General features: G+C 46.3%; 7 protein-coding genes. All 7 read left to right on the top strand.

Translation table 11 applies throughout. The annotated features are described in order from the left end of the window. Positions 1-479: 479 nt before the first annotated feature. The 7 genes from AC58QT_RS34775 to AC58QT_RS34745 all read left to right on the top strand — a co-directional run bounded on the left by AC58QT_RS34775 (position 480) and on the right by AC58QT_RS34745 (position 16,111). Positions 480-1,685, top strand: a complete 1,206-nt coding sequence (locus tag AC58QT_RS34775; protein ID WP_497412932.1) for a glucuronate isomerase — start codon at positions 480-482, stop codon at positions 1,683-1,685. Between the two features lie 101 nt (positions 1,686-1,786). Beyond that, positions 1,787-2,743, top strand: coding sequence for an ABC transporter permease (locus AC58QT_RS34770; protein ID WP_497412931.1), 957 nt, complete (start codon positions 1,787-1,789; stop codon positions 2,741-2,743). Positions 2,744-2,771: 28 nt separating this feature from the next. After that, a complete protein-coding gene (locus AC58QT_RS34765) occupies positions 2,772-3,641 on the top strand; it encodes a carbohydrate ABC transporter permease (RefSeq protein ID WP_497281262.1) in 870 nt (289 codons plus the stop codon). Between the two features lie 268 nt (positions 3,642-3,909). Continuing rightward, positions 3,910-10,743, top strand: a complete 6,834-nt coding sequence (locus AC58QT_RS34760) for an S-layer homology domain-containing protein (protein ID WP_497412930.1) — start codon at positions 3,910-3,912, stop codon at positions 10,741-10,743. Positions 10,744-11,257: 514 nt separating this feature from the next. Further along, positions 11,258-12,835: an extracellular solute-binding protein gene (locus AC58QT_RS34755; protein ID WP_497412929.1), complete on the top strand. Its 1,578-nt coding sequence runs from the start codon at positions 11,258-11,260 to the stop codon at positions 12,833-12,835. 174 nt (positions 12,836-13,009) lie between these two features. Continuing rightward, on the top strand, positions 13,010-13,972 hold the full coding sequence (locus AC58QT_RS34750) for a Gfo/Idh/MocA family protein (protein WP_497412928.1): 963 nt from the start codon (positions 13,010-13,012) through the stop codon (positions 13,970-13,972). 18 nt (positions 13,973-13,990) lie between these two features. Continuing rightward, a complete protein-coding gene (locus AC58QT_RS34745; protein ID WP_497412927.1) occupies positions 13,991-16,111 on the top strand; it encodes a glycoside hydrolase family 31 protein in 2,121 nt (706 codons plus the stop codon). Position 16,112 lies beyond the last annotated feature (1 nt).

The raw sequence follows: 16,112 nt of genomic DNA, 5'->3' as shown, positions 1-16,112 counted from the left end.
ACAAGGTCGAATAGCACAATTGGTTACATATCTCCCGCTCAATTTGAGCAGCTATACTACCAGCAGGTGGCTTAACTTAGTGACGTCCACTTTCTTGACAGAAGAGCAAAAAGGGCCTTAAATCCAAGCGAGCCACGCTCGGTGGTGGAAATAGCGCCCCAAAAGGGCGCTAAAGCCTTGCTTCGCCCACCGAATGGGCGAGACCACAGGATTTAAAGCCCGAAAAGGGCCTTAAATCCAAGCGAGCCACGCTCGGTGGTGGAAATAGCGCCCCAAAAGGGCGCTAAAGCCTTGCTTCGCCGACCGAATGGGCGGGACCACAGGATTTAACGCCCAAAAATCGACCAACTCGCCTGCAGGCAAGTATCCTCGTTTTCAACGATCATAAAAAATCACAACCCAGTGGAAGTTATCCCATGTAACAGATCAGGTAATCCATGTACCATCAGAATATAAGGCTTGTAGAAGGAGGAAGAGAAATGAATAGGCAGATGAAGCAGGGGAAGGAAATCTTAGAGGCGCAGATTATGCAGCTACCCGTTGTGGATACACATACCCACCTAGTGGGGGATCGGCTCTGTGCTGGCGACTTCTGGGAGATTGCTCATTATTTCTGGTTATTTCGTGAGCTGCAGGCTGCCGGTTACCCGGCGAATGCGATGGAGCTCCCTGAAGATGAGCGGATTGCGGCCTTTTTGGAAGCTTATCATGGGTCAAGAAATACGATGATGAATATTGCGATGACGAACATGTTCAAACATTTGTATGGCATCGTCATCGATGACGCGTCTTCGGTTAGAGAAGCTGATGCTGCCGTTAAACAAAGTGCTGGGCGGGAAACGTGGGCGCAAGAGGTAGCAGACCGATTGCATGTTAGCCGATTTGTCGTCAATATCCCCGAACATGCAGCATTTCAAGGTATGCGGGATAACGCCATTCTCATCCCGCGAATTGATGGCAAATTGGGCGGATGGACCAAAGAAATTCAGATGTCTCCTAACCCTGCTGAAGCATTCGTTCAAGTGAGTGAGCAGCTGTCGCAGCTATTGGATAGCTATAAGGAAGCGGGTTACGTGGGCATCATGACCACATTGCCGAGCTATGAAGCGAGCGCTAACCGCAAGGTTGAGATTGGGCCAGACAGCACCAAGGACGAAATATTAATGATGCTGCTGCACGAATTAGGAGCCGCTGCTGAGCAAAGGGGACTTCTCATACAGCTTTTCCTCGGAGTGGAACGTTCCTGGTGTGGAACAGCCACGCCGGTCAATGATCCAGCTCGCATCCTTAAGCTGTCTGCCTTGTTTGACACGTATGCGAGATGCACATTTGAGCTTGTAGTGGCTTCAGAGCTTAACAATTTGGATATTGTACAAGCGGCTTGGAACTTTCCGAATGTGCATGTAGGTGGACATTGGTGGTTTAACTTCCGGACGAGTACCTATCGAGATAGTATGCAGTATCGTCTTGAGGCGCTTCCGGCCATCAAAAGCTCACTCATCGTCTCCGATGCCAGGTGCATAGAGTGGAGCTACGGCAAGATATGGCTTGTTAAAAAAATCGTGAGCGATTTTTTATGGGGACAAATCGAGTCTGGCTGGATCGATTACGATACGGCAATCTATGTGGCAGAGAATTGGCTGTACACTAGTGCAGCAAAGCGTTATGGCATTTCCAAATCGTAAAAAAACACAAAGCGCTATAAGTTTCACCATGTCTACTTTGACATAACCCCAGTAAGATGAAGAAGTCAAATTGATGCAGCATGCAAGAAGGGGAGGACAACATGGCCAGTAAAATACAACCATCCGATCATACCATGTATACGTTTTCATCGCAGGGTCAAAAATGGGCATTTATGCGAAAACATTGGCCGATTTATGTGATCTCATTACCAGGGATTATTTATTTCTTACTATTTAAATATATCCCCTTATTCGGTTCGGTCATCGCGTTTCAAAACTACAACATCTTCAAAGGAATAAAAGGTAGTGATTGGGTAGGTTTAGAACATTTTCAACGGATGTTTGCTTACACCGACTTCCTGCAAATATTAAAGAATACGATCATAATCGGCATTTATGATATCTGTTTCGCATTTCCGGTTCCCATCGTATTGGCGCTTCTCATTAATGAAGTACGCATTATGGCTTACAAACGGATTGTACAGACGGTGGTTTATATGCCACATTTCCTATCCTGGGTCATCGTCGGTGGCGTTGTGGTTGGGGTGTTGTCGCCTTCTACGGGGATCGTCAATCACTTGCTTTCCTTGTTTGGTGTAGAGCCCATTTATTTCTTAGGGGAAAGCAGCTATATTCGGACCATTCTCATTAGTTCGGGGATTTGGAAGGATAGCGGTTGGGGGACGATCATCTATTTAGCAGCGATTGCTGGCATTAATCCTGACCTCTACGAAGCGGCACAAATTGATGGAGCCAGTCGCATTCGTCAAGTGTTCTCCATCACGATACCTAGTATTTTACCAACGATCGTTATTTTATTTTTGCTGCAAATTGGTAATTTTCTAGATTTCGGATTCGAACGCGTCTTCGTATTTCTTAACCCGCTCAATAACGAGAATGGGGAGATTATTGATACGTTTGTGTACCGGGCAGGACTTGTTGATCGGCAATACAGCTACACGACGGCTATTGGGTTGTTCAAGTCGGTTGTGGGTCTTATGTTGATTATGATCAGTAATACGTTTAGTAAGAAAATGACCGGAGAAGGATTGTACTGATACGGAAGGAGACCGGAGGTGAATCGCTATGATTATGACAAGAAGCCATAAAATCTTTAATATATTCAACCTAGTATTGTTAGGTGCACTTGGACTTAGCATGGTGCTGCCGCTTATTCACATTATTGCGCAATCTTTAAGTAATAACGCGGCCATAAATGCGGGTGAGGTTTCCCTGTGGCCTGTAGGTTTTACGCTGGGCAGCTATAAATTAATTTTGCAGGATCCGACGATATGGCTGGGGTTTCGGAATAGTGTCATTATAACGGTTTTTGGAACATTCATTAATTTGTTCATGACGACAACACTTGCTTATCCATTATCGAGACCGGAGTATCTGTATCGTAAATCGGTTCTGCTGTTAGTACTGTTTACTTTGATTTTCAGCGCACCATTAATTCCAAACTATCTATTGATTAAGCAATTAGGGATGCTGAATACCCTATGGGCATTAATGCTTCCTATGGCGATTAGCGCGTTTAACTTGTTCGTTATGCGTTCATTCTTCCTGAACTTGCCTTCAGAACTGTTGGATTCAGCACGAATGGACGGCTGCGGCGAGTTCCGTATACTTTGGAATATTGTCTTGCCGCTCTCTAAACCAGCGATGGCTACAATGGGTATTATGTATGCAGTAGGTCACTGGAACCGATATGCGGAGGCCGTTTTCTATATCGATCATCGTCAATGGATTCCATTGCAAGTACGGTTAAGGGAAATTGTATTTACGGATCAAATGGGGCAATCGGACGTATCTTCGGAGCTCCTGCAGCTTCTGTCACCAGAAGGAATTAAGATGGCTGTCATCGTGGTAGCTACGATTCCAATCCTGTGTGTATATCCGTTCCTGCAAAGGCACTTTATCCAAGGTATGATGGTGGGTTCGGTGAAATCTTAATCATATAAAGTTGAAAAGTTGTGAAATCAGCCATCCCGTCAGCATATGTTGGGGTGGTTTTTTATCACCTCATGAATGACAGCTCATATCGTAAATAAATCAACCTCAATCGTAAATTTTTCCATCTATGGAAATAAGAATGTGATTTACACTTAGTAAGGCAAGGGAAGGAAGGAGATGATTCTTACTTTTGTTATGGAAGCGATTGCATAACAAATGAGAACCCCTTGTTTCAAGTAGGTGTAACTGACACAGAGGAGGCTTTAGAATGTTCAGTAAGATGTTGAAGCAACAAGTACTTAAAAAGGCGGTAAGCGTATTGCTTTCAGTAGCACTTGCTCTTACGTTATTCAACATGAATCCAGTAACAACGGTTCATGCAGCGCCGGAAGACAACTTGGGCATTTTGGACATACACGTGAATAAGCCAGTCAATGCAGTCGTTGATCTTCACAATGCAACAATTGACGTATCCTTGCCCTACGGTACGATCTATCAAATGCTGAATGTAACAACTAACGGAGCAAACGCATTGCTTTACAGAAGTGACGAAACGACGGGGATCTCTTTTGCAACCAGTGGATTGAACAAAGGTGATGCAAAATTGGACCAATTCTCACCAAGTGGAAATACAACTTATTATTTGGTCGTAACCGATATTCAGAATAGCAGTAATAGCAGAAAATATACGATCACGGTTACGGTAAATTCAGTAGTCCCCCCTTTAGCTGGTAATATGGGGCCCAATGATACTTACTCGCCACTGAATATTCAAGCAGGTGAAACCGCCTGGGATGTGATCGGCGCTTCCAAAATAGGCAATGGCAGTGGAACGGGCTCTATCGAGGGTCCTGGCGTCCCTTCCTCCTACAGTGGAAAACCATGGGCGGAGTCGGTATATGACCGTTCAGGGGACTATCCCGTGGCTTCGACTGTGAATGAAACATGGTTAGGAGACAATATGTATTTGCAAACGATTGGGCGCAATGATGTGAATACGCTTACCAAATATGGTATTGCAGGCGTGCCCGGTACATCCAAGCTCAACTCGGATATTTTGCGGTTTCATGAATTTAAACCTTTTGTTACGCCAGCAGGTGTAAGTCGGGATGACGGTGATCGTGGAGCCGTGGACAGCGACAGGCAGCGCTTGGAGATTAAGAGCAACACCAGTGCAGCTAACATCACTGCCAATAGTGTAGGCGGCGACATTATGACCCACCACTGGAGACTCATGCTCCCTTCGGAAACATTAAGATTCCAACAAGATGTTGGTGAGAACAAAGCCGGCGATTTTATTAACCCTCATCGGTTTTTTCACATCTTTCAGTTAAAAGAAATAGCAGGCAACGCAGCTGGTCAGCCAGTGACTACGCTGACTTTGGTTTCCAGCGAAGGCAAAGGTCAGCTTGAATTTAGAAACAATCCAGATGGCAGTGCTGCGGATCGCATTAAGCCCTTATTCACAATTCCATTCGATCAGATTGCGGATCGCTGGCTTGATATGGAAGTGACTATTTTAACAGCGGATAAAGGTTATGTATATGGGAAGCTTGTCGATCTGGAGTCAGGTGACGTGTTGTTTGAAGGCGGGATGACAGCGGAAACGTATCGAAGACCTGAAGTGACCAACCCGTCTACGGGCCGATTAGAAAGAGGTGATCTACCAGTTGAAGCGGGTCAACAAAACCGGTCCAAATGGGGGCTATACCGGGGGATGTATAATGGCGAGGCCGATGCAGCCTATGCAGATGAATGGCAATCGGCAACGATGTATCTGTCAGATGTACATTTAGTCAAAAGGGATAAAAACAGCTATATTTTCCCTAATGGCTGGAACCCCCGTGCACAATCGAAAGATGCTGTTGCATGGGCAAGACCAGCAGCAGTGTCAGCTGCCCAGGGCACGGCATTCGGTAGTTTAACTTTACCTTCACAGCTTGATGTAACGCTAAGTACGGGTGCAACTGAGCCTGTGAACGTAACATGGAGCTCAACTGGCTATCATCCAGATCAAACCGGAATTCAAAAGATTAATGGGGAATTCAACAGCCCAGGAATAACGAACACAGCTCATATTCAGCCTTATGTGGAAGTGAATCTTTCCAGTTATAAGAACTGGGCGGTAACGCCGGGGGCTGCAATTAAAGTCGTTTCCAGCAGCGGCAACAGCAAAGGCAGTTTTATTGATGATAATGCGACAACTGCTTGGCAGGCGAACAGTTCGTTAACGAAAACGGACGGTTACCAGTACTGGGCAGCTGTAAAGCTGGAGCATAAAATAGATGTGAGTAAAATTCAAATTGAATGGACGAGTAACAGTAAGTTTTTGAAAAACTATCAGGTTTACTATGCGAATGATGCGGCAGCTTATGATGAGCTAAAAGAGGGCAACGCCCTGTCGGCTACTTCAGATGCAACGCGTAAACCACTTGAGACCGCAAATGGTTCCCTCTGGCAGCCAATCCCTGATGTAGGGAAAACGACAGCATTAGAAAATAACGAAAAGGCTAGTCATACATTGGCTGTACCCGTTGCAGCCCAGTATATATTGCTTGTATCCGATGTCACGCTCGATAATAGTGCTGGCGGAATTAAAGCGAATGTATTCAATGTATATGGCGAACCTTCGGTAACGGAAGTTCCAGTTATTCCTACAAACTCTGTGAACTTGTTAGATCCATCACGCTTTACACCGCAAGCCGGCGTCAATTTCAAAGTAAGCTCGGAAGCTGTTGATCATCCGGGGATAGATGCTTTGCGTTCGGGAGGCAGCGGCTATTGGCAAAATGCAAATTCAACTGTCTATAAGGGTGACTATTCGCCATCCTCACTTGCCTTAACTCTTGACCTAGGCGCGCCTAAAGTCATTGATAAACTGTATCTTGAGATTCCCAACACCATAGCGAATATCCAAAGTAATGCAACCAGATTTGAGGTGTATTACACGAATAATCCTGCATCTTGGGCGAGTGCGCCTACGGCTGTTGATGGTGCGCAACAGTATGATTGGCAAGCTAATGGCTGGACATTAGCGGGGGGCACGGAGACCGAAGGTTTGTGGTCCTATGTGACGTACAATGGTCAACAATGGGGCTATGATACGAAGACGTTCTTATACCCGTTTACTGCTCGTTATGTCATGGTTAACACGGTATTAGTTGGCCCTAACGATCGGCGGGCAAATGAGGCTAATTCCATGATGGGGTTATCTGGTTTGACGATATACGGCAAAGACGTCGTAACGAACGCAACTGCTTTAGTACCGGCAAAAGATACTTACAGTACATGGGATCAAGTTGCACCGATAGCCACCACGATGAACCTTGGAGGGAAAGTGCTGACGAGCATCACCAAAGGGGATCATACACTTCTACTAAACACGGATTACACGTTATCCGGCAACACGATTACTTTTATACCTTCCTATCTGGCTAAATTACCGCTGGGCACGAATGAATGGTGGTTCCATTTCAACAGTGGTGCTTCTTCACTATTTGCAGTGGATGTCATTGCTCGAGGATATGGTGGAAATGACAAGACGATTAAGATGAACGCAATTGAAGGTGTATCTCCCTATAACGTGTTAGGCGGAGCCATGGGTACCGACGAACCTGTAGAAGGTATCACGAAAAGAATAAGAGATGGCTACCATGAATTTTATGGAAATCAACCACAAGCAACGGCTGCCGACGATCATATTAAGAGCGTGTGGGATAGCACCTTACAAAAGAATATATTCAAAATTACAGCCAACGGCAGAGGTCTGAATAACGAATTCCTGGATAAGGTCCGCGATGGTGAGTATGGGCACAAAGGTGTATTCGACAAAACCTTAGGTTATGTTGTTGACGGTGCGGCATTTACGGACAGACAACGTATTGAAATTCGCCCTAGCGAAGATTCCAATCGCGATTTTGTAGCGTACGAAGGTGATGTGGTTTCCTATTCGTGGCTGTGGAACATTCCAGATGGCATCCAATGGAATCAGTCAAACTTCAGGCACATCTTCCAGTTGAAGGCTACGAATCGCCAATTAGCTGATACATTACAGGGCGGGAACAGCGGTGGTGAAAACGGCGCGTATATTCTTGCGATGTCCATTTCCGGTACGACGAACAGGAATCTAGTTGTCAATCATAACCGTTATGACGGCGATAAGAACCTGATGACAATTCCATTAAAAGAAATCGATGGACACTGGATAAAAGTTGAACTGGGCGCTCTCATCTCGGATAGCGGCTGGATCACAATTAAAATTACGGATCAAGTCACGGGCAAGGTATACACCTTTGACAGCCCTGATGTGTATCAAGTATTCGGGAATCAAGGTACAGGCGATGGCGTTAAAGACTTATGGCGTAGACCAGAACGTGCTGGCGGCTTTGAGACGGAGTATCCGGCTGCTTTTGATCAATATTTGCGACCAAAGTGGGGGATTTACCGCAGCTCTGCTAACGGGACCAACTCTGCCTATGACGCTGAGCTCGGGCTATCCGACATTACCATAAGCAAAGTGTCATCTGGGATGTCATCTGTCAACCTTGCGTTGAATAAGAAGGCGTACAATGTTGGGCCGACAGTTGATGCTAACCCGATTCAGATGCAATCTGCTGCGGCTAATGGGTATGGAAATGCGAATAAATTGACCAATGGTGTCTTGCAGGATCCGACCAAATGGACGGTAACGAACGTTACCAATTTGGATCAAATCGGTAATTATTCTTGGCTGGGTACAGACGGAGAGCGCAAAGGCAGCTTTGTCATCGACCTTGGCCAGGCTATGGATTTTAGCCAAATCAGATTGTTTGCTAAATCCACGAGGTTAAAAGGTGCAACGGTGTCTGTATCTATGGATTTTGGAGATCATTCATCGGCGGTTGACTTTAACAACATGGTCTTTCAACAAGTGGAGAAACAGACAGCATTAGGGTATACGTATGAGACTGGCAATAAGGATAGCGGTGTGGACTCCGCAGATAGCTCGTACCCCATTAACCTAGGTAAGACTTACCATGCCAGATATATCAAAGTAACGGTAGAGAACGCTTCTGGTGGAAATGCAGGCACAGATCTTACTGGACCTCCACGTCTGACACAAGTACAAGTGTTCAATGCACCGCTTCCTCCGCAGCATTTGACGCTTGAAGCAAGCGAATTGGGTAATGGGCTGAAGTGGGACGCCAATGTTTTAAGTGAAGGGTACACGGTGTACAATGAGACAACGGTACTTGCTAATCTACCAGCAGGTGTAACGAGCTATATGTTACCGAGTGGGCTGACTGATCTTTCCAAAGTGACCGTAAGGTCAAAAGGGACAGACCCGTATTCACGTAAGTTTATGATTTCAGCCCCAACTTCTCTTCATATGTCAACTGACATTATCGGAATTGCACCGCTTAGTATCACTACTAATGTGGGCGTAGCACCTGTGTTACCGACAGTAGTCACAGCGGTTTACAGTGACAATTCAACAGGACAGCGCGCAGTAAGCTGGGATCCTATTCTCGCTTCCCAATATGCGGCTGTAGGGAGCTTTAGCGTGCAAGGGACCGTTACTGGCGTAACTTATAAGGCTTTAGCTACGATTACAGTTAAAGCTGGGGATATCCCATTACCTGTTATTGTTAGTTACTCACCAGTCACAATCGCAACACCAGCTGGAACAGCTCCTGTACTGCCAACGGTAGTTACAGCGGTTTACAGCGATAATTCGACTAGGCAGCTAGGTGTTGTTTGGAACAACATGGAAGCTACGCAGTACGCTTCGGCAGGCACCTTTAAAGTGCAGGGAACCGTTGAGGGGGCGTCCTTGAAGGCAGAAGCGACGATCACAGTGACAGCGCGTACGACAGATTCGGGGTCAAATTCTGGATCAGGATCAGGTACTGGGTCAAGTGCTGGGTCTAGTTCAGGAACAACGGGCATCATTGATTTGGATAAAGATGCTAAAGTAACCAAAGAAACAAGGGCGGATGGAAAGTCGGTGACCAAAGTCACCCTAGATGCGGATAAGTTGGAGAAAGCCATAGCAATTCCCGTTGTCGTGATCGAAGTGAAGGACAGTGCATCCATTGTAAATGTGGAATTGCCTGCCCAGTCGATCCTGAACGCAATCAACAAACAAGCTGGTGCGGTGATTCAGATTAAAGCGAATGGTGCCGTATATGAGTTACCAGTACAATTGTTTAAAGATATAGCTAAGGATTCTATAATAAACGTTGTCATTTCAAAAGTGACCGGTAAAGCCGGAGACGATGTCAATGCAGCGGTCAATAAACTGAACGCAAAGCAAGTGGTTGCGAATCCCGTTGATTTTACAATTACGATTAATGGGAAAGAATTAAGTGACTTTGGCGGCGTCTATGTGAAGCGCACCATCAGCCTTGGCACATGGACAGGTGACCCTAGCAAGGTAACGGCGGTTTGGATCGATGCGAATAATGGGATCCATTTCGTACCAGCTTTGATTACGACAAAGAATGGATCCTCTGAGGTTACGATTCGCTCACCGCACAACAGCATATACACAGTCATTCAATCCAATCAATCCTTTGCAGATTTAGCTGGGCATTGGGCCAAAGCGGATGTTGAGCTGCTGGCAAATAAATGGATTGTTAACGGAGTAACGGATAAGCTGTTCGCACCAGAGGCGCAAGTCACGCGTGCTGAGTTTGCGGCAATGCTCGTTCGTTCGCTTGGATTAGCTGAGAAGAAGTTGAATGCATTCCTAGATGTACAGCCAGGTGACTGGTTTGCTGGAGCTGTTAGCACGGCGCATCAAGCTGGGTTGATCAACGGCTATGAGGATGGTACCTTTAAACCTAACGCAAACATCACTCGCGAACAAATGGTAGCGATGATGATGCGTGCGATGAAAGTTGGCGGCAAAGAAATCCAAGTAGTCAACTCCCTCATAGATCGCTTCGTGGATCGTTCAACGATCGGTGACTGGTCGAAAACAGCAGTCGCACAGGCACTGACAGCTGGTCTTATTCAAGGTATGACGGACGGAGTCTTCGCACCGACGGAACCTGCAACACGTGCACAAGCGGCTATCATGCTGAAGCGAATGCTGCAATCCTTACAATTTATAAACTGATTACTATCCAGACCGCCATGCTGTTTGGCGGTCTTTCTTCAAGTAATAGGAATTGAAAAATTCAAAGAACAGAATTCCTCTTTAAGGGAGGCGGTTTTGTTTACTTTGCGCCCATCGCACGCTAGCGCACAAAAATTGTGCGCAAGGAAAGGAACCTGGCCAGCCGTCGTACGCTAGCGCACAAAAATTGTGCGCAAGGAAAGGAACCCGGCCAGCCATCGCACGCTAGCGCACAAAAATTGTGCGCAAGGAAAGGAATCTGGCCAGCCGTCGTACGCTAGCGCACAAAAATTGTGCGCAAGGAAAGGAACCCGGCCAGCCGTCGCACGCTAGCGCACAAAAATTGTGCGCAAGGAAAGAAACCCTGCCGGCCATCGAACGCGACTCTTTCTTCAATCGTATAAAATCACATAGCGTCTTAAATTTATACATTCAGTAATCAGAGAGTAATCGTTATGATAATCACAGATCGATGCAATCGCTTTCAGTAGAATGAGGAAAGAAGGGGTTTTCAATGAAAAAAATGATCAGTCTTAGTCTTGCAGTCATGATGACGGCAACTGCATTGACGGCATGTTCTTCAGATGGGAAAGTAGCTGGGGATGCTTCCCCTCAGCCATCAGCAAATGCGAAGCCAGCGCCGGTTAAGTTCTCGCTTCTTTTTCCAACGACAGTGAGTACGGGCTACCACACCAAAGTACCGGACTTAAACAAGGATAAGTGGGTTTTGAAGCTTGAAGAATTAACCAATACGGACTTGGACGTCAGGGTTGTAGAGGATGCCAAATTCGGAGTTATGTTCGCTAGTAACGATATTCCCGATGTTGTCGGCAGTATCGGTGGTCCAGGCAGTAAGTCGATGTCGGGTTCGGTTGAGAACGGTGTATTTATGCCGCTGGACGACTTGTTGAAACAGTATGGTCCTAATTTAATGAAGAATGTCCCGAAAGCAGCTTGGGAGAGTGTGTCTTATAATGGCAAGATTTATGGCATCCCGGAATATTTGAGCAATCCTTCCCGTCGTGCCACTTACATTCGTACAGATTTGCTAGCGAAAACGGGGCTTCAAGCGCCCAAAACGGTTGAGGAGTTTCTGAATGTTCTGCGTGAGTTCAAGAAGTTAGGCGTTGAGAGTCCGTATCAAATGAGGGAAAACTTCAAGTATGCTGACGTCCTTCTGGGAGCTTACGATGTACTGCCTTATAAGGATCAATTTGAACTCGTGGACGGTCAAGTGGTTCCGAAGTTCTTCGATTCCGAGAATGTACAGAAAGCACTGACAGCCTATAAAACGATGTATGAGGAAGGTTTGATTCCGAAGGAATTCGCTACCATTTCGGCTACGGATTACAACAAAAGCCTAGATGCGGGGAAAGCAGGGATCTGGTCGCAGAATGCTTCCGGATTACCGGGATCAAAAACAAAGCTGAGAGCACTCAATCCAGACTTCAAAGCGGATATCATTCCTTCTCCGAAGGGGCCAGAGGGCAAAGGTGGTTACTTCCTTTATTCACCAGTCGTACGGACGTTCTATCTTAATAAAAACGTGAAGCAAGATACGGCTGCCGGCATTATCAAAATGTTCGATTGGATGATGACGTCCAAGGATGCAGAAACATTTTTCACCTTCGGGATTGAAGGCGATACGTATACCAAGGACAGCAGCGGTGCGATTAATTATAAATTCCCAGTAACCAAAGAGGAAATTGATGAAGAAGGGTTCCGCAGCGGAACGCTTTGGGCGGTACATGACTCTACCTACAACAAACCAAGAATGCAGCTAAACGATGATGGAAAAACGACGTTGAAAGCATTCGACGAAGTCCTTTCGAAAGAAGGCTTACCTGGTATCGGATTTTATCCGGATTTGAGCAGCTTTGCTAAATTTCCGGATCTTGCAGCTCCTCAACCAGACGTAGGTCCGAAAATCATCGTCGATCACATGATCAAAATGATTTATGGCAAAGAACCGATCTCCGATTGGCCGAAAGTCATTGAAGAATACAAAGCCAAAGGCGGCACCGAAATTATTAAAGAAGCGACAGATCGTTGGAACAAGAAGCAAGGCGCGATTATGATTGACACGAAATAAAGGTATCTATAGGAGCATCCCTCTCGCGTAGCGTATTGTGCAGAGGGGTGCTTTTTTATATGGAAATCGTAAAAAAACACATGCTGCCGTAAGTTTAGACGTTTTGCTTAGGTGGATAATTACCTATAATGAAGGCAATAAAATTTCATGAAATCTTAAGGGGGTATTTGACATATGAAAGCGATATTGGTTGGTTTGGGTTCAGCCGGGTTCAGTTGGTATAAACGTTTAAGAGATCAGGGCTTAATAGCAGCTGTTGTTGAAGTTGATATATCAATGAAAGAGAAGATGCAGGGTGATCCCTTTCCCTTTTACATGTCATTAGAAGAGGCGTTGCAGAACGAACAGGCTGATTTCCTAGTCAATGTGACTTCGCCAATGATGCATACAATGGTGAACCATGCGGCATTTGACCGTAAGTTGGCTGTTTTGTGCGAGAAACCGATTTCCTTTGACTATGAGGAATCTCTTGAGATCGTAGCTCGAGCAGCTAGGGAAAACATTCCATTTATGATCGCGGAAAATTACCGCAGAATGCCTTATGTTCGGAAAATGAAACAACTTTTGGACGAAGGTGCAATCGGCAGCATTTCGTCTATGGATATTCAGTTCTACAGATACCATCATGTAGCGCGGAGATATACGGTTAGTATTCTGGATGACATCGGCGTGCATCACTTAGATATGATTCGCTATTTCACAGGCAGGGAGGGGAAATCAGTTCAATCGAAGCTGTACAATCCAATCGGCGCCTGGAAAGAGGAGGGTGCACTAATTAATGCTTATGCCTTTTTTGAAATGGAAGGGGGCATTACAGCGGCCTATCAAGCATCTATTTCTGCTAGAGGGACGGAGACACCATGGAGCGGCAATTGGCGAATCGAGGGAACAGAAGGGGCTATGGAAGTGGTTGATAAAGAGATTCGCCTAATTCGAGATGGCAAAGTTGAAGTCGTTGATGATCTAACCGGTGTAGATGAAAAAGATACGTTAGCTGAATTTTTGGCAGCACTCCGTGAAGGACGTGAAGCGGAAACTAGCGGCAGGGATTATTTGAAAACCCAAGCACTTGTTCATTACACGAAGCTGGCCAATGCGTCAGGAAGCACTATGTCGATTGAGGTTCCAACTTTATAGAGGAATGGGGATATAAGCATGAAGACAACGAATTGGCAACAAACAGCACCAGGCGTATGGAAGTTTACAATTGGAGATCCGCAGGACATGACACCTCTCTCTTTGATGGGCAATTTACCGAAAACGGATGAGATGCAGAAGTTGCCGCAAGTGGAGCCTCCTTTTGAAAGAGATAGCATTGAGATTGAAGATCTAGGCGACTATCGTATGGTATCTATCCCCCTGAATCGTACAGAGAAGCTCTATGGGACAGGTCTACAGTTACTACGAATGAATCAACGTGGAAGAAACCGTTACTTGCGGGTAAACAGTGATCCCAAGCAGGATACAGGGGAGACGCATGCTCCGGTACCTTTTTATATAAGCGATCTCGGGTATGGTGTGTTAGTGGATACTTCACGTATTGTTACGATGTACTGCGGATCAACCATGAGACAAGCGGAAACACTGAACGAGGATATTCGTGATCGTAACACCGATAAGGGATGGAAAGCGACGATGGTGGCCTCGCGCGTGGAAATCAAGATTCCTCTAGAGGGGGCAGACGTTTATTTATTTGGCGGACCAACCCTCTCGGATGTGGTGGCTAGATATAATTTGTTTTGCGGGGGAGGCACATTGCCTCCAAAGTGGGGACTTGGCTTCTGGCATCGTGTTCCGACGCTGTATACGGACGGGCAAGTGCTCGAAGAAGCTGAGCAGTTTCGTCAGCATGATATGCCCTGTGATGTGATCGGTCTCGAGCCAGGTTGGCACAGCCAAAGCTACCCGGTTAGTTATGAATGGGAGAAGAATCGATTCCCTGAACCTGAACAGTTTGTGAAAGCACTGGATCAAAAAGGCTTTCGGGTGAACCTATGGGAACATCCTTTTGTAGCACCGGAGAGTACATTGTACGATCAATTGAAGCCACTATCGGGGAGTCATTCCGTGTGGGGAGGACTTGCTCCTGATTATTCCTTGCCTGAAGCTGTGGAACTTTATACCAAGCAGCATGAGGAGCAGCATGTCAATATCGGGGTAGCGGGATATAAGCTGGATGAATGTGACGGCAGTGATTTGACGAACAACTCGTGGATGTTTCCTGGACATGCTCAGTTTCCGTCCGGACTAGACGGCGAACAGATGAGACAAATGTATGGATTAATGTTTCAAAAGATGACGGCAGACCTATTCCGCAGCCAAAATCGGCGAACCTACGGCCTTGTAAGAGCTTCGAATACAGGGGCATCTTCCATGCCTTATGTGTTATATTCGGATCTTTATGATCATAAGCAATTCATTCGTGGGATATGCAGCGCCTCGTTCAGCGGACTGCTGTGGACGCCGGAAGTGCGAAGAGCTAGGAATGCCGAAGATTGGGTCAGACGGATGCAAACGGTTATTTTCTCGCCACTCGCGATGCTTAATGCATGGGGAGATGGAACGAAACCGTGGTCTTTCCCTGAGGTGGAGGACACCGTTCGTCATTATATTAAGCTGCGGATGAGACTGCTGCCTTATTTATATACGGCGTTTGCAGCTTACCGAGAAAAGGGAATACCTCCTTTCCGTGCCATGCCATTCGTGATGACGCCATCCGAAATCATTGCAGCCGAGGTTCTTCAAGCTGAAGCAGCTGAGCAAACCTTAAATACGACAGACGGCGCTTACGGCAAGAAAAAGGTGAGAGAATGGGATGACCAATATATGGTTGGTGATGCCTTGCTCGTAGCTCCTCTAGTCGAGGGAGAGTATGAGAGAGAAGTCTTGCTCCCTTCGGGAGTCTGGTATGGATTAGAAAATGGTGAACGATACACGGGTGGCTGTATCGTTCGGATTCATTGCGATTTGGAACATATTCCAGTATTTGTTAAAAGTGGATCCGTAATTCCGATGATGCCTGCTCTGTCGCATGTCCCACGACTGGGTACACAAGTCCCGCTTGAGATCATTCATTTCGGTGATGAAGCGGGTGAAGGCCATGTGTACGACGATGACGGGGAAACCTTTGACTATGAGGCAGGTGTATGCGGCGTCTGGAAAGCAAGCGTCACCAAACAGACGGATGGCTCTTACAAGGGGCAGCTTACTGGACCGACGGATATGCCGCAAGCTTACAGTACGGTCACGTGGCGCTTGGCACAAACGCACTTGTAAT

This window comes from Paenibacillus sp. J31R109, assembly GCF_059692055.1.
This window is presented reverse-complemented; position numbering and strand designations above follow the sequence as displayed.

Coding starts and splice junctions, on each gene's coding strand:
- AC58QT_RS34775 (WP_497412932.1), top strand. CDS start 480: ATGAATAGGCAGATGAAGCAGGGGAAGGAAATCTTAGAGGCGCAGATT.
- AC58QT_RS34770 (WP_497412931.1), top strand. CDS start 1,787: ATGGCCAGTAAAATACAACCATCCGATCATACCATGTATACGTTTTCA.
- AC58QT_RS34765 (WP_497281262.1), top strand. CDS start 2,772: ATGATTATGACAAGAAGCCATAAAATCTTTAATATATTCAACCTAGTA.
- AC58QT_RS34760 (WP_497412930.1), top strand. CDS start 3,910: ATGTTCAGTAAGATGTTGAAGCAACAAGTACTTAAAAAGGCGGTAAGC.
- AC58QT_RS34755 (WP_497412929.1), top strand. CDS start 11,258: ATGAAAAAAATGATCAGTCTTAGTCTTGCAGTCATGATGACGGCAACT.
- AC58QT_RS34750 (WP_497412928.1), top strand. CDS start 13,010: ATGAAAGCGATATTGGTTGGTTTGGGTTCAGCCGGGTTCAGTTGGTAT.
- AC58QT_RS34745 (WP_497412927.1), top strand. CDS start 13,991: ATGAAGACAACGAATTGGCAACAAACAGCACCAGGCGTATGGAAGTTT.